Origin of the sequence: Serratia sp. CY83965, from assembly GCF_052166375.1 — a bacterium.
Lineage (GTDB): Bacteria > Pseudomonadota > Gammaproteobacteria > Enterobacterales > Enterobacteriaceae > Serratia > Serratia marcescens.
The window spans coordinates 30661-56922 of record NZ_JBJNOV010000005.1; the positions used below are offsets into that span (position 1 = coordinate 30661).

The 26262-nt window shown below is 60.2% G+C and carries 21 protein-coding genes and 1 riboswitch; of the genes, 11 read left to right on the plus strand and 10 right to left on the minus strand.

Annotation, left to right across the window (positions count from 1 at the left end; genetic code table 11):
- The first annotated feature begins 76 nt into the window (after positions 1-76).
- Entirely contained in the window at positions 77-904 is an 828-nt protein-coding gene (locus tag ACJ8PL_RS14375; protein WP_397609145.1) for an AraC family transcriptional regulator, read from the plus strand.
- 98 nt (positions 905-1002) lie between these two features.
- Positions 1003-1971 (plus strand): DMT family transporter, encoded by a 969-nt coding sequence (locus ACJ8PL_RS14380; protein ID WP_079449753.1) that lies wholly within the window; start codon positions 1003-1005, stop codon positions 1969-1971.
- Positions 1972-1998: 27 nt separating this feature from the next.
- Here ACJ8PL_RS14380 and fusA read toward each other — a convergent pair whose 3' ends face one another.
- Together fusA and ACJ8PL_RS14390 are read right to left on the minus strand one after the other, a co-directional pair.
- Complete coding sequence (gene fusA, locus ACJ8PL_RS14385) at positions 1999-4104, minus strand: elongation factor G (protein WP_016927633.1); 2106 nt, start codon at positions 4102-4104, stop codon at positions 1999-2001.
- A gap of 237 nt (positions 4105-4341) precedes the next feature.
- Positions 4342-4590 (minus strand): CsbD family protein, encoded by a 249-nt coding sequence (locus tag ACJ8PL_RS14390; protein WP_016927634.1) that lies wholly within the window; start codon positions 4588-4590, stop codon positions 4342-4344.
- Positions 4591-4811: 221 nt separating this feature from the next.
- Between ACJ8PL_RS14390 and ACJ8PL_RS14395 the strand changes: the two genes are divergently transcribed.
- The gene (locus tag ACJ8PL_RS14395) at positions 4812-6308 is read left to right on the plus strand and encodes an alpha/beta hydrolase (protein ID WP_016927635.1); all 1497 of its coding nucleotides are present in this window, start codon (positions 4812-4814) and stop codon (positions 6306-6308) included.
- 45 nt (positions 6309-6353) lie between these two features.
- Here the strand turns inward: ACJ8PL_RS14395 and ACJ8PL_RS14400 are convergent, their stop codons facing one another.
- The 4 genes from ACJ8PL_RS14400 to ACJ8PL_RS14415 form a co-directional block, all read right to left on the minus strand.
- The gene (locus ACJ8PL_RS14400; protein WP_033650334.1) at positions 6354-6899 is read right to left on the minus strand and encodes a cysteine hydrolase family protein; all 546 of its coding nucleotides are present in this window, start codon (positions 6897-6899) and stop codon (positions 6354-6356) included.
- Between the two features lie 219 nt (positions 6900-7118).
- On the minus strand, positions 7119-8156 hold the full coding sequence (locus ACJ8PL_RS14405) for an ABC transporter ATP-binding protein (protein WP_079452095.1): 1038 nt from the start codon (positions 8154-8156) through the stop codon (positions 7119-7121).
- A complete protein-coding gene (locus ACJ8PL_RS14410) occupies positions 8153-9736 on the minus strand; it encodes an ABC transporter permease (protein WP_079449750.1) in 1584 nt (527 codons plus the stop codon). The genes ACJ8PL_RS14405 and ACJ8PL_RS14410 overlap by 4 nt, the downstream gene beginning before the upstream one ends.
- Before the next feature lie 33 nt (positions 9737-9769).
- Entirely contained in the window at positions 9770-10786 is a 1017-nt protein-coding gene (locus ACJ8PL_RS14415) for an iron ABC transporter substrate-binding protein (RefSeq protein ID WP_016927639.1), read from the minus strand.
- A gap of 411 nt (positions 10787-11197) precedes the next feature.
- On the opposite strand from ACJ8PL_RS14415, the gene ACJ8PL_RS14420 reads away from it, so the two are divergent.
- From ACJ8PL_RS14420 to ACJ8PL_RS14440, 5 genes are all read left to right on the plus strand, one after another.
- Entirely contained in the window at positions 11198-12817 is a 1620-nt protein-coding gene (locus ACJ8PL_RS14420; RefSeq protein ID WP_442531234.1) for an ABC transporter substrate-binding protein, read from the plus strand.
- 141 nt (positions 12818-12958) lie between these two features.
- Positions 12959-13132, plus strand: a riboswitch (M-box (ykoK) riboswitch).
- 75 nt (positions 13133-13207) lie between these two features.
- Positions 13208-14230: a magnesium transporter gene (locus ACJ8PL_RS14425; protein ID WP_016927641.1), complete on the plus strand. Its 1023-nt coding sequence runs from the start codon at positions 13208-13210 to the stop codon at positions 14228-14230.
- Positions 14231-14359: 129 nt separating this feature from the next.
- The gene (gene mgtS / locus ACJ8PL_RS14430) at positions 14360-14452 is read left to right on the plus strand and encodes a protein MgtS (RefSeq protein WP_004938109.1); all 93 of its coding nucleotides are present in this window, start codon (positions 14360-14362) and stop codon (positions 14450-14452) included.
- Positions 14453-14559: 107 nt separating this feature from the next.
- Positions 14560-14739: a hypothetical protein gene (locus tag ACJ8PL_RS14435; protein WP_004938106.1), complete on the plus strand. Its 180-nt coding sequence runs from the start codon at positions 14560-14562 to the stop codon at positions 14737-14739.
- 26 nt (positions 14740-14765) lie between these two features.
- On the plus strand, positions 14766-16142 hold the full coding sequence (locus tag ACJ8PL_RS14440) for a cation diffusion facilitator family transporter (RefSeq protein WP_079452096.1): 1377 nt from the start codon (positions 14766-14768) through the stop codon (positions 16140-16142).
- On the opposite strand, the gene ACJ8PL_RS14445 is transcribed toward ACJ8PL_RS14440, so the two are convergent.
- The gene (locus ACJ8PL_RS14445) at positions 16085-16930 is read right to left on the minus strand and encodes an inositol monophosphatase family protein (RefSeq protein WP_239441879.1); all 846 of its coding nucleotides are present in this window, start codon (positions 16928-16930) and stop codon (positions 16085-16087) included. The genes ACJ8PL_RS14440 and ACJ8PL_RS14445 overlap by 58 nt on opposite strands.
- A gap of 179 nt (positions 16931-17109) precedes the next feature.
- Between ACJ8PL_RS14445 and ACJ8PL_RS14450 the strand changes: the two genes are divergently transcribed.
- On the plus strand, positions 17110-20214 hold the full coding sequence (locus ACJ8PL_RS14450) for an efflux RND transporter permease subunit (RefSeq protein ID WP_442531235.1): 3105 nt from the start codon (positions 17110-17112) through the stop codon (positions 20212-20214).
- Between the two features lie 22 nt (positions 20215-20236).
- The gene (locus tag ACJ8PL_RS14455; RefSeq protein WP_028127437.1) at positions 20237-20869 is read left to right on the plus strand and encodes a TetR/AcrR family transcriptional regulator; all 633 of its coding nucleotides are present in this window, start codon (positions 20237-20239) and stop codon (positions 20867-20869) included.
- Here ACJ8PL_RS14455 and ACJ8PL_RS14460 read toward each other — a convergent pair.
- Together ACJ8PL_RS14460 and ACJ8PL_RS14465 are read right to left on the minus strand one after the other, a co-directional pair.
- Positions 20859-21284 carry a GNAT family N-acetyltransferase gene (locus ACJ8PL_RS14460; RefSeq protein WP_442531236.1) on the minus strand — a complete coding sequence of 142 codons (426 nt, stop codon included), beginning with the start codon at positions 21282-21284 and terminating at the stop codon, positions 20859-20861. The two genes, ACJ8PL_RS14455 and ACJ8PL_RS14460, sit on opposite strands and share 11 nt — an antisense overlap.
- 47 nt (positions 21285-21331) lie before the next feature.
- On the minus strand, positions 21332-23062 hold the full coding sequence (locus ACJ8PL_RS14465; protein WP_274984916.1) for an ABC-F family ATP-binding cassette domain-containing protein: 1731 nt from the start codon (positions 23060-23062) through the stop codon (positions 21332-21334).
- A gap of 448 nt (positions 23063-23510) precedes the next feature.
- Between ACJ8PL_RS14465 and ACJ8PL_RS14470 the strand changes: the two genes are divergently transcribed.
- Entirely contained in the window at positions 23511-25940 is a 2430-nt protein-coding gene (locus ACJ8PL_RS14470; protein ID WP_049299428.1) for a DUF3772 domain-containing protein, read from the plus strand.
- A 48-nt stretch (positions 25941-25988) separates the two neighbouring features.
- Here the strand turns inward: ACJ8PL_RS14470 and ACJ8PL_RS14475 are convergent, their stop codons facing one another.
- Positions 25989-26153, minus strand: coding sequence for a hypothetical protein (locus tag ACJ8PL_RS14475; protein WP_240293566.1), 165 nt, complete (start codon positions 26151-26153; stop codon positions 25989-25991).
- Positions 26154-26262 lie beyond the last annotated feature (109 nt).

A 26262-nucleotide genomic window follows, 5' to 3' on the forward strand; every position in this document is an offset into this window, starting at 1 on the left:
AAGGACCAGAGCGGCTACTCAATCGGCGATGTTTTGGCTATGCTGAGCAGATTGTCAGCACGGATGAGGAGGTCGGGTGCAAGGGGTACCACAACAGTTTCCGTTCGAAAAGGATTGCGCGCAGTTCCGGCATTTGTCGCATCTGCCCGGCGTCGAACTCTATCAGGCGCATATCGAACGCTATGCCTTCGAGCCGCATACCCATGACGCCTTCGCCATCGGCACCGTGGATGCCGGGGCGGAGCGTTTTCGCTATCGCGGGGCGCAGCACCTGGCGGCGCCGGGCGCGCTGGTGCTGATGAATCCTGATGAGCTGCATACCGGCGAAGCCGAAACGCCGGGCGGTTGGTGTTACCGCATGCTCTATCTGGCGCCCGAGGCGCTGGAGCAGCTGTCCGGCGATCGGAGCCAGTGGTTTACCGATGCGGTGCGCCACGATCCGCGGGCGGCGCAGCGCCTGTCCGCCATTCTCGCCGCGCTGTGGCAAACCGACGATCCGCTTACGCTCGACGGCCTGCTGTTGGAAGCGGTGGCGTTGCTGCAACCGCACATCCGCACCGGGCGCCGGGATAAAGCCGAGGCGGCGCACCGTTTCGAGGTGGTGAAAAGCTACCTGCACGATAACTTCGCCGAGGCTATAACGCTCAACCAACTGGCCGAGCTGGTGTCGCTCAGCCCGTACCATTTCCTGCGCAAGTTCAAGGCCGAATATCACGTCTCGCCGCAGCAGATGCTGATGGCGATCCGGCTGTCGCAGGCCAAACGCATGCTGGAGCGCGGCATGCCCGCCGCACAGGTGGCGGCGGCGGCGGGGCTGACCGATCAGGCGCACCTGACGCGCGCCTTCGCCAATCGTTACGGTGTCACGCCAGTGCGTTTCCAGAAACAGGTGAAATTGGGCTAAAACAGCAACCTGCTACAATAATTCCTCCCCGCGTTTTCGCTACTCTGCCGCTGTCTTGTCGGGCGGGTTGGCCGCGCCGGCCGTTTGTCGGAGTCGTTATGTTCATTGGCGTTGTTTTTGCCCTGGCCGCCGGGCTGATGTGGGGACTGATTTTCGTCGGCCCGCTGCTGGTGCCGGACTATCCCGCCGCGCTGCAGTCCACCGGGCGCTATCTGGCCTTTGGGCTGATTACCTTGCCGCTGGCGTGGTTTGATCGTCGCCGTCTGCGCAAGCTGCGGCGTCAGGATTGGCTGGAAGCACTCAAGCTGACGGCCATCGGCAATCTGTTGTACTACCTGTGCCTGGCCAGCGCCATTCAGCGCACTGGCGCACCGGTGTCGACCATGATCATCGGCACCTTGCCGGTGGTGATCGCCATTTGCGCCAATCTGTTTTACGGCCGGCATGACGGGCGCCTGGCCTGGGGCCAGCTGGCGCCGGCGTTGCTGCTGATCGTCTGCGGGTTAGCGTGCGTGAACGTCGCCGAGCTGCGCGGCAATGCGGTGCCGATCGACGGCTGGCGCTATCTCAGCGGTCTTGGGCTGGCCGTGTTGGCGGTGGCGTGCTGGACCTGGTTCCCGCTGCGCAATTCACGCTGGCTGCGGGAGAATCCGACGCAGCGGCCGGCCACCTGGGCCACGGCGCAAGGGCTGGTGACGCTGCCGCTGGCGCTGCTGGGCTATCTGGCGGTCTGCGGCCAATTGGCGCTGAGCGAACCGGCGTTCGCCTTGCCGTTCGGCCCGCGCCCTGAGGTGTTTATCCCGCTGATGCTGGTTATTGGCGTGTTCTGCTCCTGGCTGGGGGCGCTGTGCTGGAACGAAGCCAGCCAGCGGCTGCCGACGGTGTTGGTGGGGCCGCTCATCGTGTTCGAAATTCTGGCGGGGTTGGCCTATACCTTTCTGCTGCGCCAGGCCTGGCCGCCGCTGCTGACGCTGGCCGGCATCGTTTGCCTGATCGTCGGCGTGGTGTACGCCATGCGCATCAAGCCGCAGCCGGTGGTGGTGGCGCTGGAAGACAAACCGAGATGACGCCCGCCGTGGCGGCGGGCGTGAGGGTTAACGCTTGCTGTGGTGAATGATCTCTTCGGCCACGTTGCGCGGTGCTTCGGCGTAGTGACTGAATTCCATGGTGTAGGTGGCGCGGCCCTGCGACATCGAACGCAGGGTGGTCGAGTAACCGAACATCTCGGACAGCGGCACCTTGGCGCGAATCTCCTTGCCGCCGCCGCCCGGGATCTCTTCCATGCCCTGCACCAGACCGCGGCGTGAGGAGAGGTCGCCCATCACGTTGCCGGCGTAATCCTCCGGCGTTTCCACTTCCACCGACATGATCGGCTCAAGGATCACCGGATCCGCCAGACGGCAGGCGTCCTTGAAGCCGAAGATCGCCGCCATGCGGAACGCCTGTTCCGACGAGTCGACGTCATGGTAAGAACCGAAGGTCAGGTGCACTTTGACGTCCACCACCTGATAACCGGCCAGCACGCCGTTGTTCAGCGCCTCGGCCACGCCTTTTTTCACCGCCGGAATAAACTCGCCGGGAATGACGCCGCCCTTGATTTCATCGAAGAACTCGAAGCCTTTGCCGGGTTCGTTCGGCTCGACGGTCAGCACCACGTGGCCGTATTGCCCTTTACCGCCGGACTGGCGCACGAACTTGCCTTCCACGTCGGCCACCCGTTTGCGGATGGTTTCGCGGTACGACACCTGCGGCTTGCCGGTGGTGGTCTCCACCCCGAACTCGCGGCGCATGCGATCGACGATGATCTCCAGATGCAGCTCGCCCATGCCGTAGATGATGGTTTGGCCGGATTCTTCATCGGTGCGCACGCGGAACGACGGATCTTCCGAAGAGAGGCGCTGCAGCGCGATGCCCATTTTCTCCTGGTCGCCCTTGGTCTTCGGCTCGATCGCCTGGGCGATCACCGGTTCGGGGAAGGTCATGCGCTCCAGCGTAATGATGGCGCCAGGGTCGCACAGCGTATCGCCGGTGGTGACGTCCTTCAGGCCGACGCAGGCGGCGATGTCGCCGGCGTGCAACTCGTCGATGTCCTTACGATCGTTGGCATGCATTTGCACGATGCGGCCGATGCGTTCCTTTTTGCCCTTGATCGGGTTGTAAACGCTGCTGCCTTTGGCCAGCACCCCGGAGTAGACGCGCACGAAGGTGAGTTGGCCGACGAACGGATCGGTCATCAGCTTGAACGCCAGCGCCGAGAATTTTTCATTATCGTCGGCTTTGCGGGTGATTATTTCATCGTGTTCGCCGTGGCCTTCCATCGGCGGCACGTCGAGCGGCGAGGGCATCAGCTCGATCACCGCGTCCAGCATGCGCTGCACCCCCTTGTTGCGGAACGCCGACCCGCACAGCATCGGCTGAATTTCGCCGGCGACGGTGCGCACCCGCAGCCCGTGAACGATCTCCTCTTCGCTCAGCGGCACCTGGTTAAGGTATTTCTCCATCAGTTCTTCCGAGGCTTCGGCGGCGGCCTCAATCATATTTTCACGCCACTCCTGCGCCGAGTCGCGCAGCTCTGCCGGGATCTCTTCGAAGCTGAAGTTCATGCCCTGCGAGGCTTCGTCCCACAGAATGGCTTTCATCCGCACCAGATCCACCACGCCGCTGAAGTGGTCTTCGGCGCCGATAGGAATAACGATCGGCACCGGATTGGCTTTGAGGCGCTCGATCATCATTTTGCGTACGCGGAAAAAGTCCGCGCCGATGCGGTCCATCTTGTTGACGAACGCCAGCCGCGGCACCTTGTACTTGTTGGCCTGCCGCCAGACGGTTTCCGACTGCGGCTGCACGCCGCCCACCGAGTCATAGACCATCACGGCGCCGTCCAGCACGCGCATCGAGCGCTCCACTTCAATGGTGAAATCGACGTGCCCGGGGGTGTCGATGATATTGATGCGGTGCTGCGGATAATTATGCTGCATGCCGTTCCAGAAGCAGGTGGTTGCCGCCGAGGTGATGGTGATGCCGCGCTCCTGTTCCTGCGCCATCCAGTCCATGGTCGCCGCGCCGTCATGCACTTCACCCAGCTTGTGGCTGACCCCGGTGTAAAACAGAATCCGCTCGGTGGTGGTGGTCTTGCCGGCATCGATATGCGCGGAGATGCCGATATTGCGGTAACGTTCGATAGGGGTGGTGCGAGCCATAATCAACCTTTCTTAGCCGCGTGAAGGAGAGCGGCTTAAACAGCATGGATAATGGTGATAATCCTCATAGGGTTATCCGCCGGATCGCAGAGCCTCGCTCTGGTCACAAACTAATCGTAGTTGAAGGCGTTGGTTTTTTTAAGCGATGGCTGTGATAGATGAAAGTTTGCACGCAGGCGAAGAAAGGGCGAAAAAAAGGCCCGTAACGGGCCTGTTGTCGAGCGGCGCGTTCGCCGCTTATTTGCGTCCCAGCAAGAAGCCGAAAACGATGCCGACCGCCGCCGCAACGGCTACGCCGGCCAGCGGGTTGGCTTCCACCTGGGTTCTTACGCTATCCGCCGCGTCTCGGGCGGCATAGCTGGCCTGGGAGGCGTATTTGCGCGCCGCGCCGCGCACCTGATGCTCCGGAGAATCAACGGCTTTGCCGAACGCTTCTTGTACCGCGCCTGCGGCTTCATTGGCTTTGTCTTCCGCTTTTCCAAACATGCTGCTCTCCTGTTCCTTGTGGGTTAACGAACCCTAAGCCTAGCAGGTGAATGGCATTTTTTGCAGCATTCTGTGCGTTATAAGATCAATCTGAGCAAAGAAAAGTCTTTCCATACGCGCGGCGTCGGCTTCACCCGCGCGTTTTTTTATGTTCTATTGGCTAGCGGTTTAACCGAGAATCTTTACCCTTTGACCGATTCGTTGAGTTGAAAGGACTCCCCATGTCAGTACTGCGTATTCTGGCGCTGCTCGCCGCGACCGCCGCCGCGTTGCCCGCTCAGGCCAAGCCTGCGCTCCACGGGGCGGCGGCCGGGAACGGCATTCGTTGGCAATCTTGTCTCAACAGCGGCTTTCAGCGCTGGTTCGATGAGGCGCCGCCGCCGGGGCTGCGCTGCGGCTATCTCGAGGTGCCGCTGGCGTACGCCACGCCGCCCGCCCAGACGGTGCCGGCGGGTGAACAGACCGTGCGCCTGGCGCTGACCCTGCTGCCCGCCACCGGGCCGAAAAAGGGCAGCGTGGTGACGATCAGCGGCGGCCCGGGCCTGCCGGGCATCAACCCCTATTTAGGCAACGACGCCCACGTCGCCAGATTGCGTAAATCCTACGACATCATCGGTTACGATCCGCGCGGCGTCGGCCAATCGACGCCGAAAATCTCCTGTCAGGTGGCCGAAGGTGACGAACTCCCTGAACCGGACGACAACGACGTGACCGGTGCGGAGAATCAGACGCGCGCCCTGATTGCCGCCTGCATCAAACAAACCGGCGCGGACGTGTTGCAACACATCGGCACCGACGAGGCGGTCAACGATCTGAACGCAATCCGCCACGCGCTGGGCGACCCGGGGCTGACGGCGGTGGCGTACTCTTACGGCACCAAGGTGGCGGCGCTGTATGCCGAACGTTTTCCGAAGAAAACGCGCGCGCTGGTGCTGGACGGGGTGGTGGATCTGGCGGAGGACGATTTCACCCAGCGGCTGAACCAGGAACGGGGGTTTCAGCAAAGCTTCCTGCGCTTCGCCGCCTACTGCGGCAAAACCGACAGCTGCCAGCTGGGTGGCGGCGCCAATCAGGCGCTTCAGCGTTATCACGCTTTGCTGCGCAAGCTGCACGAGCAGCCGTTCGTCACTGCGGCAGGCTATGAAATCTCCGCCGACGATGTGCTGACGGTGACGCGTTCGCTGCTGTTGTGGCCGGAGCGCTGGCATGAACTGGCCACCGTACTGCGTCAGCTCGATGCCGGCATCGCCGGGCAACAGGTTTCCGATCTGATCGACGAAAGCTATTCGCCGGACGCCGATGATGCCCTGAACGTCATCACCTGCGCCGACGTCGCCAACCCAACGGCCGATCCGCAGCAGTTGCGCAGGCAGCGGCAGGAGATCAATACCGCCGCTTTGTACGCTCACTACCTGCCGTTGCACGAGTATCCGCTGGAAATGTGCGATCTGTGGCCGTACCGCGGCAAAGATCGGCCGCACACCCCGGTGGCGTCCGCCGCGCTGCCGCCGCTGCTGTTCGTCGCGCAGCGCTACGATCCGACCACGCCGTACCGCAATGCCCAAGCGATGGCCGCCGCCTTTAAAAGCCCGCTGATCACCCGCGAACGCGACGGGCATACGCTGGCGCTGAACGGTATCGACAGCTGCGTTGACGAAAGCGTGGTGGATTATCTGCTGGCGCCGAAAAAGCCGCGCCGCGACAAGATTTGCCGCTGAGAAGGCCGGGCGTTGGCCCGGCCTGACAGCCAAGTCGCGCGTGTTTTAGAATTTCACCTCTTCCGCCAGCGCCAGCGTCACGAACGGCCCCGACAGGGTCTGGTTATGGTGACGGATAATGGCGTCGGCGCCGAGCGCCGCCGTGTCCGAACAGCTATGGGCATCGGCGGCCAACACCAGGTCAAATCCCAACTCCGCGCCGCGCCGACACGCGGTGTCTACGCAGTATTGCGTTTTCATTCCCGAAATCACCAACCGACCGATGCCGGCTTGCTTAAGCCGCTCCGCCAGGCCAGTCCGGTAAAAACAGCTGGGATGGGTTTTATCGATGAACCAGTCGGCTTGCGCATCGGTGTCGAGATCGGGGTGAACTTGCCACAGCGGACTGTTTACGGCGATAGGTGAACCTGCCGGGCCGGTGTGGCGAATAAACACCACGAGCGCATTCGCCACGCGTGCGGCGCGTATCAACGCATGGGTCTTCGCCAGAAGGGTTTCGGCGGCGAACGGCGGATCGTCCGGCGAGGCGAACAGGCCGACTTGCATGTCGATAACCAGCAGGGCGCTGCGCGGTGCGGGGATAGTTGGCATAGGTCTTCTCCGTAATGAAATTGCCGGCGGGCACGGAGAAATAAAAAACCCCGGCCATGGCTGGCGGGGCTTGGGGATACGTCGTTAGCTGTTGCGCACCCGTGCAGCCCGCCATTGCGTGGCGGTTGCGGTGGTGGTGGTGAGGGCGTGCGCGATGCGATTCATGCCATTGATAATGCGCGGTGGCGAGGGGAACGTCAAGGGTCGCTCCCCACACTCTCAGCCGGTGAAAATATGCGCTTGCCCCATCACGTTGAGACTGACCTGCGCCCCGGGCCGCAGGCCTTCGCGGCTGACGGTTTTGATCTCGAGCTGCGCGCCGTCGGCGGCCATTTGCAGATTGAGGGTGGAGACGAAGCCGGCGAAATCGATGCCGGTGATCACCGCCTGGCCGCGCTGCGCCGGATCGGACAAACCGATTTGAATCTGCTCCGGGCGCAACATGATGCGCGCCGGGCCGCTGCGTTGGCGATCGTCGACGGCGATGCGCCCCAGTGCGCAGTCGGCCCAGCCGTGCGCCAGTTCGGCGGTCAACACCAGCGTTTCGCCAAGGAAGCTGGCGGTCGGCTCATCAACCGGCCGCAGATAGAGATCCTGCGGCGCGCCCACCTGCGCCAGCCGGCCGCTGCGCATCACCGCCACCTGATCGGCGAACGACAGCGCCTCGCTCTGATCGTGGGTGACCAGAATCGACGCCACCTTGGCCTCCGTCAGCAGTTCGGCCACCGCTTTGCGGGTGGCGGCGCGCAGGCCGGTATCCAGCGCCGAGAACGGTTCATCCAGCAGCATCAGCCGGGGTTGCTGCGACAGGGCGCGCGCCAGCGCGACCCGCTGTTGCTGCCCGCCGGACAACTCGTGCGGCCACAGCGCCGCCAGACGGCGATCCAGCGCCACCATCTCCATCAGCGCCTCGATGCGCCGCTGTTTCTCGCGCTTGCCGCCTTTGAGGCCAAAACCGATGTTGCCGGCGACGGTAAAATGCGGGAACAGCGCGCCATCCTGCGGAACGAAACCGATGCCGCGCAGATGCGCAGGCACCCAGCCGCCGCCGTTGCCCATGGCTTGTCCCTGCAGCAGGATCTGGCCGCCGTCTGGGATTTCAAAGCCGGCGATGATGCGCAGCAGAGTGGTTTTGCCGGAACCGGAAGGGCCGACGATCGCCGTGCGGCTGCCGGCGGCAACCTGCAGGTCGATGTGTTCCAGCACTCTGATGGCGTTGTAAGATTTTCCGATACCGTGCAGTTCGAGCGTGCTCATAGTCCCGCCGTGCGTTTAGATTGAGAATAAAGAAGCCAGGTGAGCGGCAATGACAGCGCCACCATAATCAGCGCATAAGGCGCGGCGGCGACGTAGTCTATCTCGCTGGTCAGCGCCCAGAAGCCGGTGGCCAGCGTGCGGGTGCCGTTCGGCGCCAGCAGCAGCGTGGCGGTCAGTTCATTGGCGATCGCCAGGAATACCAGCGCCGCGCCCGCAGCGGCGCCCGGCGCCGCCAGCCGCAGCGTGGTGCTCCACAACGCCTGCGCCGGCGATTTGCCCAGGCTGCGCGCCACGTTTTCCAATTCCACCGGCGCCTGTGCGATACCGGCGCGCAGATTGATTAGCGCCCGCGGCATAAACATCAGCAGATACGCCAGCAGCAGGGTGATTTCGGTCTGGTAAATCGGCCTGAAGCTGTGAATGGTGATGGTCACCAGCGCCAGCGCCACCACGATGCCGGGCAGCGAACTGGTCACATAGTTGCAGCCTTCCAGCACCCGATACAGTCGGGCCGGATAGCGTACCGACAGCCAGGCCATCGGAATGGCGCACAGCGTGATCAGCAGCGCGCCAGCGGCGGACAGCGACAGCGTTTGCCACAGCGCGGGCCACAGCTCGGCGTTGCGCCACACCTCGAATCCACCCAGCCACAGCCAGCGGGCCAGGGTGATGAAAGGCACGCCCAACGCCAGCGCGGTCAGCGCGATCGGCAGCAGCAGCGCCAGCGCGGCGAGCGGCGGCGAAAGGCGGCGCGGCGTTTGGCTGCGGGCGCTGCCGGAACCGACGCGGGCGTAGCGCGCGCGGCCGCGGCTTATCGCCTCAAGCAACAGCAGCCCCAGGCAGCACAGCACCAACACGCCGGCCAGCATGTTGGCCGCCGGGCCGTTGAAGGTCGACTGGAACTGATCGAAGATCGCGGTGGTGAAGGTATCAAAACGGATCATGGCGTACAGGCCATACTCCGCCAGCAGGTGCAGCGCGATCAGCAGCGAGCCGCCCCAGACCGCCAGTTTCAATTGAGGCAATACCACGCGGAAAAACACCGCCGGCGGCCGCGAGCCGAGTGAGGTGGCGACGTCCTCGATACCGGGATCCAGGCGGCGCAGCACGGCGGCGGCCGGCAGGTAGATAAACGGGAAATAAGCGAGCACCGAGATGAAAACGCCGGCGCCCAGGCCGTGCATCGACGGCACCAGGCTGATCCAGGCATAGCTTTGCACGAAGGCCGGCACCGCCAGCGGCGCGGTCGCCAATACCGCCCAGAGACGGCGGCCCGGCAGCGTGGTGCGTTCGGTCAACCAGGCCAGGGCCACGCCCAGCACGGCGCAGATCGGCAGCGTCAACACCACCAACAACAGAGTATTCAACAGCAGTTCCGCCACGCGTGGGCGGAAAACCAGTGCTTTGACCGTTTGCCAGCCGGTTTCAAACGCCACGCCGATAACGAATCCCAGCGGCAACAGCGCCAGCAGCGACAGCAACACGGCGCTGACCACCACGATCGCCCCTGGCCGCGGGTGACGGGGGACAACAGAATAACGCCGCGCGGTCTGCACGGCGTGGGTACTCAGGTTTGACATAACGATCAAAAACTCTCGGTTTGCCGGCGGGCCTTACAGCAGGCCGGCCTCGGTCATCAGTTCGACAACTTTTTTACTGTTCAGCTGTGCAGCGTCTACTTTCGGTGCGTCCAGATCTTTCAGCGGCACCAGTTTCGGGTTGGAGGCCGCGCCGACGCCGACGGCGTATTCGAAGGCGTTGTTGGTGCGCAGGATTTCCTGGCCCTGTTTGCCGGTGATCCACTTGATGAACGCCTGCGCCTGCTGCTGATGCTTGCTGGAAGCCAGCACGCCGCCGCCGGAGATGCTGACGAACGCGCCAGGATCCTGATGTTTGAAGTAATACAGCTTGATGTTATTGCTGTTTTCGCCGGTTTTCGCGCCATCCACGAACGGGTAGTAGTGATAGATCACACCGCTGTCGACCTGGCCGGCATTGACCGCTTTCATTACCGTGCTGTTGCCCTTATAGGCGGTGAAGTTGGTTTTCATCGCTTTCAGCCACGCCAGCGTGGCTTTCTCGCCTTTCAGCTCCAGCAGCGCGCTGACGATCGCCTGGAAATCGGCGCCCGATGGCGAAGCGGCCCAACGGCCTTTCCATTCCGGTTTGGCCAGATCCAGCAGTGACTTCGGCAACTGCGCGTCGCTCAGTTTGGCCGGGTTATAAACAAACACGGTAGAACGGGCGGCGATGCCGATCCAGCGGCCGTGGCTTGGGCGATATTGTGGTTCCACCTGGGCCAGCGTGGCGGCGTCCAGCGGGGCGAACAGCTTGGCGTTATCCACCAACACCATCGCCGGGGAGTTTTCCGTCAGGAACACGTCGGCAGGCGAGGCGCTGCCTTCCTGCACCAGCTGATTGCCCAGCTCGCTGTCGCCGCCGTTGCGCAGCGTGACTTTGATGCCGGTGTCTTTGGTAAACCCGTCGACCCAGGATTTCACCAGATTTTCATGCTGGGCGTTGTAAATAACGATGCCCTGGTCGGCGGAGGCCGCCTGAGCGCCAAAGGCCAGCATCATCGAGGAGGCGAGCAGGGCGACGGGGCCGAGAGATGAAATACGCAGCTTCATGCAGTTATCCTTTATAGCGTTCGAATGAAGAAAACGAATATCGCCTGGCAAGCGCAAGCAGGCCGATTTTAGCCAAGAACATCAATAATGATAGTGAAAACGATTCGTATTAAATTATTTTTGACGATCGCTCACAAAATGAATTGCCCTAAGGATATGTTAAGCTTCGGCTGGAATAATCTATATTGATTGCCTGAATTTATGTCACCGCCGATTCACGGCGTTCCCGGCGGCAATGCCGGTCTCCGCGTTTATCCTCGTGTTCTTCATCGTTCCGTCGCCAGTACTTCTTTGATAATGAAAGAAATTCAACACCGCTTTTGGTTATGACTCATAGCGATTAATAATTTAATTTATTCCACTGCCTCATTGCATATTAAACGCGATAAAACACTAATCAGGGATATCGACGTGAAATATTCATTTAATGGCAAGAAACTGGCTGGTTTAATCCTCCTGGCTTTTAACGCTACGGCTACCCATGCCGCCGAGGTGCCGGCAGGCGTTAAACTGGCGGCGGTGCAAGAGCTGGTGCGGGCCAACGGGTATGAACCGGCGACGCTGGATCCGAACCTGGCCGAGAGCAATGTGGAGTTCTATATCTTCAACGATCTGTTCGAAGGTCTGCTGCGCGTCGGAAAAGACGGCGCAGCCATCCCGGCGCTGGCGCAGAAATGGGAGCATCAGGGCAACGTCTGGACTTTCCACCTGCGGCCGCAGGCCAAATGGTCGAACGGCGATCCGGTGACCGCCGACGATTTCGTTTACAGCTGGCGGCGCCTCACCGATCCGAAAACCGCCTCGCCGTACGGCAGCTATCTGGCTTCGGCCTACTTGCTGAATGCGGCGGCGATCAACGCCGGCAGCAAACCGCCGAGCGAGCTGGGCGTCAAGGCGCTGGATGCGCACACTCTGCAGGTGACGCTGTCGGAGCCCAATTCCTATCTGCTCAAGCAACTGGTGCATTTCCCGGTTTTGCCGGTTAACCGCAAGGTGGTGGAGCAGTACGGCAAAAACTGGACGCAGCCGGCGCACTTTGTCGGCAACGGGGCGTTTCGCCTCAGCCAGTGGGTGGTGAACGAAAAGGTGGTGGTGGAACGTAACCCGCAGTATTGGGATAACGCCAATACCGTGCTCAACAAGGTAACCTTCTTGCCGATCCAGGGCTTCCCGGAAGTGGCGCGTTTTCGCGCCGGTGAGGTTGAGCTGGGGTATACCACGCCGCCGGAGCTGTATCAGCAACTGAAAAAAACGCTCGGCGAGCAACAGCTGGTGACTTATCCGCTGCTCTCCACCAGTTATTTCGCTTTCAATAATCAGCAGGCGCCGTTTAACGATGTGCGGGTGCGCCAGGCGCTGAACCTGGCGCTGGATAAAGAGATCGTCGCCGGCAAAGTGTTGGGATACGGCCAGCAGCCGGCCTGGACCTTTACCCCGACCGGCGCGGGCGGCTATCGCCTGCAGCCCGGCGCCGCGTCCGGTTTGACGCCGGAACAACGCCACGCCCAGGCGAAGCAACTGCTGGCGGAGGCCGGTTTCAACGCCGAGCATCCGCTGCGCTTTACCGTGTTGTACAGCAATGACGCCACCATCAAGAAGATCGTCATCGCCGCCGCCGCCATGTGGAAAAAGAACCTTGGCGCAGAGGCCACCTTGCAAAGCCAGGAGCGCAAAGTCACGCTGGACAATATCAACCGCGGGCAGTACGGCGTGGCCTTTACCCGCTGGCTGGCGGATTACGACGATCCTTCTACCTTCCTGAACGTGTTCCGTTCCGACAGCAGCGAGAACAGCCCCAAATACCGCAACCCGGCGTACGATCGCATTTTGCACCAGGCGACGGCGGCGCCGACACCGCAGCAGGTGCAGCAATATTTCCAGCAGGCCGAGGCGGTGCTGGCCGTCGATACGCCGGTAGCGCCGGTATACTACGAAGCCAACGCCACGCTCATCAAACCTTACGTGAAGGGGATCGACTTTACTCGTCAGGGCGCCTTATACGATAAAAACGTCTACATTCTCGAACACTGAAAAATAAAAGACGGCTGATTTATATCAGCCGTCTTTATAAATGTCCGTTTAATAACATTATCCTAAATACTCCATAAACGACGGGCAATCTTTTCTTCCCGCCGGATAAATCAACGCCTATACTGCGCCGGTAGTTTATATGCAGTATCTCGTTTGGCGAGGCTCCTATACAAACACAGGTTACTGATCTGACGACATCGAGAGATGCCCAAGGTTAAGACAGGCTTTATCGGATTAAGGTTCAGCCCAAAGTAACTTCCGAGCAACAGCTCGGATACGTTGTATAGTGCTAAAACCTGGACGCGGAGATAGGCAGTCTGCACTCCCTCTGTGGTTACGCCCCTATGCGATTCGCTGTTGAAGTTCACAACAGAAATAGGGACTGACAAAATGATCAAGTCACATCAATACTCTTCTTCTCCGGCGCTGAGCGCGACTGAAACTCTCGATGAAACTTCGGTCGCCGGTTATATGAACGCCGATTTTATTACCGTTCCCGCGACGATGACGGTCAATCATGCCCGGGAATATTTACTTTCACAGCTCAAAACGGACGAAATTCCTACCCGGGTCTTTATTACCGCGGACGATTATCATCTGCGCGGCACACTGTCGGTGAAAAAACTGTTGCAGTGCGAAGAACAGGATAAAGCCGTCGGCGTGATGATGGATTACAGCTATTTCCAGGTTTCACCCGACGATGACCGCAACGACGTGGCGCATCTGCTGGGCAAAGGGGGGCTGGACGTGGTGCCGGTGGTGGCCAACAACACGCTGGTCGGCGTACTGGGCGAGCGTGAGATCGCCCGGCTGGTCGAAGATGAAAACACCGAGGATGCACAACGCCAGGGCGCGAGCCTGCCGCTGGACAAGCCTTATCTGGAGACCAGCCCGTGGGCGCTGTGGCGCAAACGTTCGGTGTGGCTGCTGATGCTGTTCGTCGCCGAAGCTTACACCGGCAACGTGCTGAAAGCGTTTGAAGATCAGCTCGAAGCGGCGATTGCGCTGGCGTTCTTCATCCCGCTGCTGATCGGCACCGGCGGCAACAGCGGCACCCAGATCACCTCGACGCTGGTGCGCGCCATGGCGCTGGGCGAGGTCAGCCTGCGCAATCTGGGCGCGGTGATCCGCAAGGAGGTCACGACCTCGCTGCTGATCGCCGTCACCATTGGCCTGGCGGCCTGGGTGCGCGCCTGGATCATGGGCGTCGGCATGGAGGTGACGCTGGTCGTCAGCCTGTCGCTGGTGGCGATCACCGTGTGGAGCGCCATTGTTTCATCGATCATTCCGATGCTGCTGAAACGGCTCGGCATCGATCCTGCCGTGGTGTCGGCGCCGTTTATCGCCACCTTTATCGATGGCACCGGCCTGATTATTTATTTCAAAATCGCCCAGCACGTTTTGGGTATTTAAACCGCTCCGCCCGTAAAGGGCGGGAATGTGACAAACCTGAGGAGGACGTTAAAAACCATGGACGCCGACCAACCCCGATATTTAACGCAAGGGGCTTTTATCGATAACATTTAACCTGAGGACAAAATAATGGGAAACATGACTATTTTTATGGGATTCCTGGCAATGATCAGCTCGCTGGGCCTGTTGGCGGCCTATATGAGCACCAAATGGGATGATTGATGAACGCTAAAGATCCGCCTAGATGCATCCTCCCCGCGATCGCTATTTATTATGGGGAGGATTTAGCGGCGCGCTGAACGCGCAGCCTAAAACGGGAGTTGATAATAATGACGATTCTTATTCTGGGATTGCTCTACGCCATTTTAATGATCTCGGTGGGCGTTAATGAGATTTATTTTTATTCCACCGGAAAATCCAATTTTCTTACTAGCCTCATGCTGACATTCTCTGGCAGTATGCTGCTGATCGCCTTTGTCTGGCAATTATCCTCTAAAGTAAAAAAATAAATCACCGTCCGAATGTGAGCAGCATCATGCAAAATGAAAAGCAGGCCGTGGCCAGAAACTCGATGATCGCCAGCGGGTTGCTGGCTACGGGCAAATTCGTCGCCGGCATTTTCACCGGCAGTATTGGCCTGATATCCGAAGGGATCCACTCTTTTACCGATTTTATCGCCACCAGCATTACCTGGCTGGCGGTGCGCATCAGCGATAAGCCCGCCGATGACGATCACCACTTCGGCCACGGCAAGGTGGAAAACCTGGCGGCGCTGTTCGAGGTGTTGCTGTTGTTGGCTGCCGCCGGTTGGATTGTCTATGAGGCGGGCGGCAGCCTGCTCGGGCAACCGCATAAGATCGTCGCGGCGCCGGTGGTGATCGCGGTGCTGCTGATCTCCATCTGCGTCGATTTCTTCCGCGTGCGGGCGCTCAACCGCGTCGCTAAAGCGACCGACAGCGCGGCGCTGGAAGCGGATGCGCTGCATTTCTTCTCCGACATGCTTTCGTCCGGCGTGGTGCTGCTGGGCATGGTGTTTGTGCTGCTGGGTTTTGGCCGTGCGGACGCCATTGCGGCGCTGATCGTCGCCGGTTTTATCTTCATCGCGGCGATTAAATTGGGTAAGCGCTCTTTCGACTCGCTGATGGACGCTGCGCCGGCCGGAACGACCGAAGACATTCGCGCCACGCTGGACAGCTTCCCGGCGGTGCTGGCTTGCGACAGCGTGCGCATTCGCAACGCCGGCGCGGTGCTGTTTGTCGAGATCACGGTGGCGGTGTGCCGCACCTTGCCGCTGGAGCGCATCGATGCGCTGAAGCGAGAGATCGTCGAACGGCTGCGGGAGCAGTACGCCAGGGCGGAATTCACCGTCATCGCGGTGCCGCAGACCCGCAGCGACGAAGACATGGCGACGCGCATTCGGGCGATCGCCGCCAACCACGGCGCGCAGGTGCAGAATGTGACCCTGCAGCAGTTGCCGACGCGTATGGCGATCGGCATGGATTTGGCGGTGCCGGCCCATGCCAGCGTGGCGCAGGCGCATGACATCGCCACGGAAATAGAAGGGATCCTGCGCCAGGCGATCGGCGAAAACACTGAAATAGAGACGCATCTGGAGCCGCAGACGCCGCATTGGCTGGCCAGCGAGGATGTCGACGCGGCGGAGTTGGCCGATATTCGGCGGATACTGCAGTCGGCGCTGGAGCAGGGAGAGATGGTGCAAGACGTCCATAACATCCGCGCGCGCAAGACCGACGGCGGCATCATCGTTAACTTCCACTGCCGGGTCTCGCCGGCGGTGACCATCGCCGCCGCGCACGATGCGGTCGATCTGATTGAACGGCGGCTGCGCGCGCTTTATCCGGCCATTACGCGCGCGATAGGGCACGTCGAGCCGATCAAGCCCGGCGTTTGAATCAGCTCGGCCAACTGCGGATAGAGCGCCGCGTTGGCCAGCAGCAGCGGGTTGCCGCGTCGCAGCCCGTTGTGGTGCATAAAGTCATTCGTCACGCCGCCGGCTTCGCGCGTCAGCACCAGCCCAGGCAGGCTGTCCCAGGCGTTCATGTGCGGTTCGTAATAGCCCAGCAGCCGTCCGGCGGCCACCTGGGCGGTCATCAACGCGCCGGAGCCGCTGCGCACAAACATCCCTCCCGTCTGCAGCAGGCGACAGAGAAAGCCGCTGAATTCCGCCGCCGAAGCGCGCGGTGAAATCCCGACGCCCATCACGCCATCCGCGACGCTGCGCCCGGCATGCACGGCGATCGGTTCCCCGTTCAGGAAAGCGCCTTGGCCGCGACAGGCGCGGAACATCTCGCGGTGGTTGGGATCGTAGACCACGCCGATCGTCGGCTCACCGTCGATCACCACGCTTATCGCGATACACCAGGTATGCAGCCCGTTCAGGAAGCAGGCGGTGCCGTCGATCGGATCGACGACCCATACGCAGGAGGCGTTATCGTCGGTGCCGCCGCTTTCCTCGCCGAGAAAACCGTCCTGGGGAAACCGGCGATTGATCATGCGGCGGATCAGCGCTTCGACGCGGCGGTCGGCTTCGCTGACCACGTCCTGCAGGCCCTGTTTAAACTCGACGGCCAGACTTTGCCGCCGTTGATAAAAGCTGAAGGCGAGATCGGCGGCGGCGCGGGCGATCTCGCGTGCAAAGCGGTAGCGCGCCTCGATGTCCCGTGGGGAAAGTGAAGTCATGGCAGGCAGTATTCCAAACAAAGTTTAGTGTGCAGGGTGCCATAGTCAGATGACAATACGGTGTCTATTCCTGCTTGATTTCAGGCTTGATTTGATTTATTTACTTTACTGTAAAGTAAATTTAATTGTTAAACGTACCATCAAAGCATCCGTCAGCAAGATAATCAGAGGGGTCAGGCATGCTAGCGCATTTTTTCATCTTTCGACCGGTGTTTGCGGCCGTGCTGGCCATCTGCATTATGGCTGCGGGTGCTCTGGCGCTCTGGACATTGCCGATTGAGCAATATCCCGACATCGCGCCACCTGGTGTCACGGTGACAGCCAATTACCCCGGTGCTTCGGCCAAAACGGTAGAGGACAGCGTGACTCAGATTATCGAACAACAAATTAAAGGCATCGATGGCCTGTTGTATTTCTCATCAACCAGCAGTTCGGCGGGCCAGGCTCGCATCAGCCTTAGCTTCGAACAACAAACCGATCCGGACATTGCTCAGGTTCAAGTGCAAAATGCGGTCAATCAAGCAACGTCGCGATTGCCGCAAGAAGTGCAGCAGCAAGGCATCACTGTGACTAAATCGCAGGGTGATAGCCTAATGGTGGTTGCCCTGTACGACACGCAAGGCCGTATGGACAGCGTTGATATCAATGATTTTCTGGTCAGTTCGCTGCAAGATCCGCTGAGCCGGGTGGATGGCGTCGGGGAGACGACGGTGTTTGGTGCCCAATATGCTATGCGCATTTGGCTCAATCCGATCAAACTGAGCGGCTATGGTTTGATGCCGTCTGACGTGCAGGTCGCCATCGAAGCGCAAAATGCCCAGGTCACCAGCGGTGAGATCGGAGCCTTGCCTACGATGGAAGGCCAGTCGTTGAACGCGACCGTGACCGCACAATCGCGGCTGGAAACGCCGGAACAGTTTGAGGATATTATTCTGCGTACCAATACCGACGGTTCGGCGGTGTATTTGCGCGATGTTGCTCGTGTTGAAATCGGGGCGGAAAACTATCAAAACCAAACGCGCCTCAATGGTCACCCGGCGGCGGGTATTTCGATTCAGTTGGCTTCCGGCGCCAATGCGCTGGAGGTGGCAGAGCGGGTACGGGCCGAAGTGAATCGCAGGGCCCCGCAGTTTCCACCGGGGTTGCAGGTGGCTTATCCACGAGACAGCACGCCGTTCGTACTGGTTTCCATTGAAGGCGTCGTACAAACGCTGTTGGAAGCGATCGCGCTAGTGATTGTGGTGATGTATCTGTTTTTGCAAAATTGGCGCGCCACGTTGATCCCCGCCATTACGGTACCCGTAGTGTTGCTCGGCACCTTCGGTGTTTTGGCGCTGTTGGATTACAGCGTAAACACCTTGACACTGTTCGCCATGGTGCTCGCGATCGGCCTGTTGGTAGATGACGCGATTGTGGTGGTTGAAAACGTTGAGCGCGTGATGGAGGAGGCGCAATTGCCACCGCGCGAGGCGACGTTGCTTTCGATGCGGGAGATCAATGGCGCTCTGATCGGCATCGCGCTGGTACTTTCGGCGGTATTTATTCCAATGGCATTTTTCGGCGGTTCAACCGGGATGATCTACCGACAGTTTTCCATCACGCTGGTCGCGGCTATGGTGCTGTCGGTTTTAGTTGCGTTGACCTTGACGCCGGCACTGTGTGCCGGTTTGCTGAAACCGCCGGTGCACCGGCCGCGCAGCCGTTTTTTTCGCGGCTTTAACCGCCTGGTGGAATACGGGCAGCGGCGTTATGGACTGGGATTGAACCATGTGATGGCGCGCAAGGGGCGTTTTTGCCTGTTGGCGCTGCTGCTGGTTAGTTTCATGATCTGGCAATATCTGCGTATGCCTACCGGTTTTCTTCCGGTTGAGGATCAGGGCTCGGTAATGGTCCAGTTTTCTCTGCCGCCAGGTGCCCCGATGGCCAGAACGCAACAGACTGCTGACGCTATCGCCGACTATTTCATGACCGCCGAGCGGGACAACCTGAATGAAATCTTCATGGTTGTCGGGCGCAATAACGCCGGCAGTGGTCAGAATGTCGGTATGGCGTTTGCCGAACTGAAACATTGGTCGCTACGCAGCGGTGATGAAAATAACGCGCAGGCGATTATTAGCCGCGCCAATCGCCATTTCAAAAGCTATCGTGACGCGCAGATCAATGTGTTGTCGCCGCCGGCGGTGCGCGGGTTGGGGCAGTCCAGTGGATTTGAATTGTGGTTACAAGATCAAAACGGCGTCGGGCATGACGCGCTGCAAGCTGCTCAGAGGCAGGTGATCGCCGCCGCCACCGAAGATCCGTTGTTAACGGCGGTGCGCATAAACGGCCTCGAAGATAAAGCGCAATTGCAGGTCGATATCGATCAGCAAAAAGCTAGCGCACAAGGGCTGCAGCAGGCTGACATCACTAACACGCTTTCTGCCGCATGGGGAGGTGCTTATATTAACGATTTTATCGATCGCGGCCGCGTGAAGCGGGTCTACATGCAGGGGGATGCGGCCTGGCGCTCGGCGCCGGATGATATCGATAGTTGGTTTGTACGTGGTGAAAGCGGCAGCATGGCGTCCTTTGCCAGCTTCGCGACTACGCGTTGGCTCTCAGGCCCACAAATGCTTCAGCGCTTTAACGGGCTGTCGGCCACGCAGTTACAGGGGACGGCAGCCGAGGGAGAAAGCTCCGGCACCGCGATGGCGCGTATGCAGAGTATCATCGGCGATATAGACGGCTACCGCCTTGAGTGGAGTGGGCTCTCATATCAGGAGCAATTGGCCGCCGGGCAAACACTGATGGTGTATCTAGCTTCGGTGTTGTTCATTTTCCTCTGTCTTGCCGCGCTGTATGAGAGTTGGTCTATTCCGTTGTCTGTGATGCTGATCATTCCCCTCGGGATTATCGGAGCCGTTGTTGCCGCACGCCTTGCGGGGTATGAAAACGATATTTACTTCCAGGTGGGAATGTTGACGACGATTGGTCTGGCGGCGAAAAACGCGATCCTGATCGTCGAGTTTGTTGAAACACAGCTAAAAACGGGATCCGCTTTGTTGCAGGCGACATTGGAAGGGGCGCGATTGCGTCTGCGGCCCATCGTGATGACTTCATTGGCGTTTGTCGCTGGTGTAATCCCGCTGGCGCTTTCTGTCGGTGCCGGGGCCGCCAGCCGGCGCGAAATCGGTATTGCTGTGATAGGAGGCATGATTTCTGGCACACTGCTGACATTATTGTTCGTACCGCTGTTTTTTGTTCTGACTAAACAAGGGTTGGCACGACTTAAAGCGCGAAAATGAGCCTCTGGGCAGGGGAGATAATATGATCAACCGTCAACCGGGAAGGCCGATGAAGGCCAGGCCACGGATACTGGAAACCGCCAGCGTTCTGTTTTTGCAGCAGGGCTTGGACATCTCTTTGGACGAGATAGCCAACGAGGCGGGAACCACCCGTCAAACCTTATATAACCATTTCCCGAGCAAGGATGCCTTGGTGTTGGAGACGTTCAACCATCTTATCGAAAAGATGCAGCCGCCAATTGCCAGCATTCTGGCACAGGAGAGTGTGGATTTACCGCAGGTGTTGGCACGTTTCGCCTCGGTGGTTCAGGCGCATTTTTTCAGCGTTGAGAACGTGCATTTTCAGCGGTTGCTGGTGCAACTACTGTTGCAGAAACCTGAGTTGTACGCCACGTTGCGCGAACGCAATGCCGGGCGGGTGCTTCAGGCGTTAGTGAGGATATTGGAACAGGCGCGGCAGCATGGGCAAATCCAATTTGTCCATGCGCAGCCGCAGGCGATGGCATTTCTGGGCGCGGTTATGGGGTATCCGTTGCCCGCGGTTTTGCTATCCGACCAGTGGCCGACGCCGGAACAATTGCAACACATGACCGAAGCGGCTATCACCGCGTTTCTTTTGGCCTGGCAATATTCGCCGTCTGCCATTACCGAATAACGAAAGAGAACGTGAGCCTGGTGCTTTGTTGCATATGTAGAGCCTCGGCTGGTATCGCCGCCCACCAAAACGCCAGCCCGCGCGGATTATCCTGGCTGACTGACAGCGACCAACCGCCGGGATGCCGAGCGAACAAGGCGCGGGCAGCCCGTTGCCCCATCCCGTTGCGTCGCCATTCGGGCTTGATGTAGAACTCCGCCATTTCGACGGTGGCGCTATCGAGACGCCTGACCAACGCGAACCCGGCCGTTTGCCGATCGCTCAACATCAAATAGGGGTAGCGGCCGGCCTCGCGCCAGTAGAGCGGCAAATAGGGGTAATCCCCATCGACGCCCAGCTCGCGAAGGCAATCGGACAGCATGGCCGCCAGCAGCGGCCGCTGCGCGAGCGAGGCTTGCTCAAGGGAAAATGCCATGTCGCACTCCGTCAAAAAACAGGCCGCCGGATGGCGGCCTGTCAAGGTTAGCCCAGATTCAACCGGGCGGTGATGTCGGCAATCTCGCGGCGCCAGCGCGCCTGAAGCTCCGGTTTCTGGTGCTTCGGCTTGCGCGCCAGATCGGCCTCCAGTTTGCTTTCGAGGGCAAACAGGGCGGTCAACAGCGCTTCTTCGCCTTTCAATCGCTCGTCCGGCGTTGGGGTATCTGCATCGGCCTTGCCCGCCGTCGGCAGAGTCGGCGTTTCGCCCGCCAGGCGCTGATACACCGGCGCCAGATCGTGCCACTCCTCCAATTTTTGCTGGTCGATCAGCCAAAAGCGGTTGCAGCTCTGTTCGATCAGCATCCGATCGTGGGTGACCAGCATGACGGCGCCGGGGAACTGACGCAACGTTTCCGCCAGCTCCTCTTTGCCGGCCATGTCCAGGTGGTTGGTGGGCTCGTCCAGCAGCAGCAACGAATGGTTGGCCAGCGTCAGGCCGACAAACAGCAACCGTGAACGCTCGCCGCCGCTCAGCGAACGGATCTGCTGATGGTGGCGCAGGTAAGGGAACCCGGCGCCGATCAGCGCCATTTTCCGCTGTTCCTCGGTCAGCGGCGCGAACTGCGCCAGCGCTTCGCTCAACGTGTCTTCATCGCGCAGCTGCTGCAGGCTCTGATCGTAATAGCCGATGCGCACCCGCGGATGGAACAGCGCCGGACGCTGCGTTTGTTGCTGATACTCGCGCCACAGCAGACGCAGCAGCGACGATTTGCCGCAGCCGTTGCGCCCAACGATGGCGATGCGATCGCCGCTTTTCACGCGCAGATGTTCGAGGTTGAACAGCACCGGCGCATCCGGCGCCGGGCGCACCGCCCAGTGCGGCAGCGCCAGCAGGCGATCGGCGTCCAGCGCTTCTCCCTGCAGCCGCAGCCGCCACGGGCTGCCGGCGGTCAGGGTGGTCTGTTCTTCCTTCAACCGATCGACGCGCTTTTCCATTTGCTTGGCCTTGCGCGCCAGATCTTCGTTGTCGTAGACCTTGCCCCAGACCGCCAGCCGTTTAGCGCTTTTTTCCACCCGGTCGATCTCTTTTTGCTCGGCGTGGCGCCGCTGTTCGTCCGCGGCGTCCTGTTCCGCCAGCGCGGTGCGCGCCGCAGAGCAGGGCAACCGGAAGAACTGCAGCGTTTTGTCGCGCAGGATCCAGGTGCAGTTGGTCACCTGATCGAGCAGATAGCGGTCGTGTGACACCAGCACGAAACTGCCGTTCCAGCTTCGCAAGAACTGTTCCAGCCACAGCAGTGTGGGCAGGTCCAGGTGGTTGCTGGGTTCGTCGAGCAGCAGCAGGTCGGGCTGGCGGATCAGCGCACGCGCCAACAACAGCCGCGTATGTTGGCCGCCGCTGAGGGTGCCGGCGGTCAATGTCCAGCTCTCTGATTCAAATCCCAGCTCCGCCAGTAAGGCTTCGCAGCGCCAGCGCTCGCTGAGGTGTTGGCCCGCAGGCAACTGCGCCAGCACGGCATCCAGCAGGGAGCAGGCGTGCAGTTCAGGCGGCAGGTGCTGTTCGATGCGCGCCATCAGACATTGATGTGACAATGTCACTGTTCCGGTGTGCGCAGGCAGGGCGCCGCTGAGGATTTGCAGCAGGGTGCTTTTGCCGCAGCCGTTATCGCCGATCAAACCGATGCGGTCGCCTTTTTTCAGGCTGAAGGATATCTCGCTCAGCAGGACGCCGAACGCGTTGTCGTAACCGACAGATTGTGCAGACAGTAATGTGCTCATTGCTTACTCAAGAGTTACAGGCATGGCAATGCCTATCGTCAAACATCGCTGACGACAACCCAGTAAGCCGGAGGGAAGATCCTGGATTTTAGTAAGCTTCGCTCAAGCTGGGTTATCGCAGCACGATACCGGTAATGCTTGAGCGGCGACGATTACCAAAGAAGTGTGAGTGAAAAACCAATTCACACGTCAGCATAGTAAGTCTCCTTTTATTGGTTGCAGGTTAATCGGTGGCAGGAGTATAGAGCGCTTTACGCCGCGCCGCCAGTAAAAGCGCCTGAATAATCAGCAAGCTAAGGAGAGCGCGGGCGCGTGGCACACAATGGGAATAATTACGGTATTTCGGCCGACATTAAGCAGCTATTATAATTAGCGTTTATGGTTAAGCGACGGTTCATCCGCCGCCTGTTCGTCTGTCTATCAGATAATGATGCTGAGCACTGAATTTATGTTAAAGCCTCGCCCGTTCCTCCTGTTGTTATTATTGCTGTTGGGTTTGCAGCTGACGCCGTTCGGCGCCGTCGCCGCCACTCAGGACGATCCCGCCGCTGAAAGCGCGCCCGATCCCGCTACGCAGCTGAAAGCCGCGCAAAAGCAGTTGGACAGCATGAAGCAGCTGGTTTCCAAAGCGACGACCGACACCCAGCTCAGCAAGCTGCGGTTGGCGACGGACGATCTGGTCGCCAGCATGGACAAACTCGCTACCGATCTGCAGCCGCTGCAGGAAAAACTGCAGGCGCAGCTGGACGTGCTGGGTCCGGCCCCGGCGGCGGGCGCGCTGCCGGAAACCCCGGCCGTCGCCCAGCAGCGCAATGCGCTGAACAACAGCAAGAAGCAGTTGGACGATGCGGTAAAACGCGCGCAGGCCATCAAGACCAGCGCCTTCGACCTGGGCCAGCAGATCAGCGATCTGCGCCGGGTGGCGTTCAAAACCCAGCTGGCGCTGAACACCGGCAGCATTTTGGGCGTCAAATTCTGGACGCCGGTGGTGCAGCCGTCAGCGGATGATGTGCAGCGGCTGGACCAGTTCAATGCCGAGATGAAAGCGGCCTGGGACGCCAGTTGGCAGGATGAATGGCGTTACGGCACGCTGGCGCTGCTGGCGCTGGCGGTGATCGTCTGGTCCTGGGGGCGCTATTTGTCCGAGCGTTTTCTTGCCTGGGTCAGCATTCGCTTCCTGCCGGACGGGCGCCTGCGCCGCAGCTTTATGGCGATCATCACCGTGGCGGTGACGGTATTCACTACCTCGATCGCGCTGAACCTGCTGTATTACGTCTTTATCCGCGTGCAGCCGCTGCCGGTGATGCTGGAAGACTTCGCCGAAGGCTTTAACCGTCTGGGGATTTTCTGCGCGCTGATCGCCGGGTTGGGGCGTGCGGCGCTGTCGCTGAATCGTCCGTCGTGGCGTCTGGCTTCGCTGGACAATGAAGTGGCCGCCGGGCTGCGTTACTTCTCGCCGCTGCTGGCCGGTCTGGCGCTGGCGTTCGGCACCGTGGAGCTGATCAACAACGTCGTCAGCGCCTCATTGGCCACCACCATCTTCGGCAATGGCCTGGTGGCGGGGCTGATCGGCATGGTGCTGCTGGCGGCGCCGCTGCGCGGCCAGCGCATTCGTCGCCGTCTGGAGCAGCAGGGCGCGCACCTGGAAAAACGCACGCTGGTCGGCGGGCTGGTGCACATCGTCACCCTGGTCTGTTCGGTGGTGATCCTGCTTTCCCTGCTCATCGGCTACATTGCCTTCGCCCGTTTCCTGACCTACCAGCTGATCTGGGTGGTGCTGGTGCTGATGGCGTTCTACTTCATGGTGCTGTTCGCCACTGACCTGTGCGCCGCGCTGTTTTCGCCGCAGACCGTCAGCGGCAAGATGCTGAAGAAAACGCTCAGCTTCAAGGACCGCCACCTGGAACAGATGTCGATCATCACCACCGCGCTGGCCAAATGTTCGCTGTTGCTATTGATGATTGTCGCGTTGTTCAACGGTTCGTTTGGCAGCACCACGCCGGGCTCGCTGATGGAGAAAATCGTCTCCATCCTGACCGGCGAAGGGTTGCAGCGTTTCAACATCGTGCCAGGCAACCTGCTCAACGCCGTGATCTGCCTGGCGATCGGCATCTACATTCTGCGCGCGGTACGGCGCTGGCTGGGCTCTGAGCTGTTGCCGAAAACCATCACGGACGTCGGCATCCGCGCCTCGCTGGTGACGCTGTTCAGCAATATCGGCTATGTGCTGGTGATTCTGATCACCCTGGCGGCGCTGGGCATCCAGTGGAGCAACCTGGCGTGGATCGTCAGCGCTCTGTCGGTCGGCATCGGTTTCGGTTTACAGGAGATCGTGAAGAACTTTATTTCCGGCCTGATCCTGCTGACCGAGCGCCCGGTGAAGGTCGGGGATATGATCGGCATCGGCGGCGTGGAAGGCGACGTGCGGCGCATCAACGTGCGCGCCACCGAAATCCAGCTCAGCGACCGTTCCACCATGATCGTACCGAACTCGCAGCTGATCTCGCAGAACGTGCGCAACGCCACCATGGGCAACGCGCAAGGCGTGGTGACCATCGCGTTGACGTTCCCGACCTCCATCGATCCGGAGCAGGTGCGCAATATCTTGCTCAGCGCCTATAACGAGTACGAAACCATTCTGGATACGCCGGCGCCTTACGTGCGCTTCAGTCAACTGGGGCCGGACGGCATTATCCTGAGCGTGACCGGCTACGTGCCGAGCCCGCGCATGGTTGGCGCCACCAAGAGCGAACTGCTGTTCAATATCCTCAAGCTGCTGCGCGCGCAGGAAGTGAGCCTGTCCAGCCCGCAGGAAGTGGTGTTTATGAAGCAGCAGGCGACGCGATATCAGGCCAACGAAGAGGAACACTCCTCCTAGCCCCGGTCTGAGGCGGCGGGCCGTTAAGCGACGGCCCGCCGAGCGCGGCTAGTACATCGATGGTTCCACCGATTGCGAGCAGTCGCTATTGGCGCTGGATTTGGTGCAGGTGTAAGGTTCATTCGGCGATGCCGAAGGCGCATTCGATGGGCCGCCGCCGCCGATACAACCGTTCAGCATCAACGTCAAAAACACGAGAATTATCTTCTTCATCTCACCGTCCTCCATTGCGATTCCTCCTTTAAGTATATGCAGGGAAAGCGAACGGCACCGTTCGCCGCTGCGATCTATACTCCCTTGATGCCGTGTCGATGCTCAACCT

Excerpts from the sequence above, each read along its gene's own strand:
- ACJ8PL_RS14380 (WP_079449753.1), top strand. The coding sequence starts at position 1,003 with ATGTTCATTGGCGTTGTTTTTGCCCTGGCCGCCGGGCTGATGTGGGGA.
- fusA (WP_016927633.1), bottom strand. The coding sequence starts at position 4,104 with ATGGCTCGCACCACCCCTATCGAACGTTACCGCAATATCGGCATCTCC.
- ACJ8PL_RS14390 (WP_016927634.1), bottom strand. The coding sequence starts at position 4,590 with ATGTTTGGAAAAGCGGAAGACAAAGCCAATGAAGCCGCAGGCGCGGTA.
- ACJ8PL_RS14395 (WP_016927635.1), top strand. The coding sequence starts at position 4,812 with ATGTCAGTACTGCGTATTCTGGCGCTGCTCGCCGCGACCGCCGCCGCG.
- ACJ8PL_RS14400 (WP_033650334.1), bottom strand. The coding sequence starts at position 6,899 with ATGCCAACTATCCCCGCACCGCGCAGCGCCCTGCTGGTTATCGACATG.
- ACJ8PL_RS14405 (WP_079452095.1), bottom strand. The coding sequence starts at position 8,156 with ATGAGCACGCTCGAACTGCACGGTATCGGAAAATCTTACAACGCCATC.
- ACJ8PL_RS14410 (WP_079449750.1), bottom strand. The coding sequence starts at position 9,736 with ATGTCAAACCTGAGTACCCACGCCGTGCAGACCGCGCGGCGTTATTCT.
- ACJ8PL_RS14415 (WP_016927639.1), bottom strand. The coding sequence starts at position 10,786 with ATGAAGCTGCGTATTTCATCTCTCGGCCCCGTCGCCCTGCTCGCCTCC.
- ACJ8PL_RS14425 (WP_016927641.1), top strand. The coding sequence starts at position 13,208 with ATGATCAAGTCACATCAATACTCTTCTTCTCCGGCGCTGAGCGCGACT.
- mgtS (WP_004938109.1), top strand. The coding sequence starts at position 14,360 with ATGGGAAACATGACTATTTTTATGGGATTCCTGGCAATGATCAGCTCG.
- ACJ8PL_RS14435 (WP_004938106.1), top strand. The coding sequence starts at position 14,560 with ATGACGATTCTTATTCTGGGATTGCTCTACGCCATTTTAATGATCTCG.
- ACJ8PL_RS14440 (WP_079452096.1), top strand. The coding sequence starts at position 14,766 with ATGCAAAATGAAAAGCAGGCCGTGGCCAGAAACTCGATGATCGCCAGC.
- ACJ8PL_RS14445 (WP_239441879.1), bottom strand. The coding sequence starts at position 16,930 with ATGACTTCACTTTCCCCACGGGACATCGAGGCGCGCTACCGCTTTGCA.
- ACJ8PL_RS14450 (WP_442531235.1), top strand. The coding sequence starts at position 17,110 with ATGCTAGCGCATTTTTTCATCTTTCGACCGGTGTTTGCGGCCGTGCTG.
- ACJ8PL_RS14455 (WP_028127437.1), top strand. The coding sequence starts at position 20,237 with ATGATCAACCGTCAACCGGGAAGGCCGATGAAGGCCAGGCCACGGATA.
- ACJ8PL_RS14460 (WP_442531236.1), bottom strand. The coding sequence starts at position 21,284 with ATGGCATTTTCCCTTGAGCAAGCCTCGCTCGCGCAGCGGCCGCTGCTG.
- ACJ8PL_RS14465 (WP_274984916.1), bottom strand. The coding sequence starts at position 23,062 with ATGAGCACATTACTGTCTGCACAATCTGTCGGTTACGACAACGCGTTC.
- ACJ8PL_RS14470 (WP_049299428.1), top strand. The coding sequence starts at position 23,511 with ATGTTAAAGCCTCGCCCGTTCCTCCTGTTGTTATTATTGCTGTTGGGT.
- ACJ8PL_RS14475 (WP_240293566.1), bottom strand. The coding sequence starts at position 26,153 with ATGAAGAAGATAATTCTCGTGTTTTTGACGTTGATGCTGAACGGTTGT.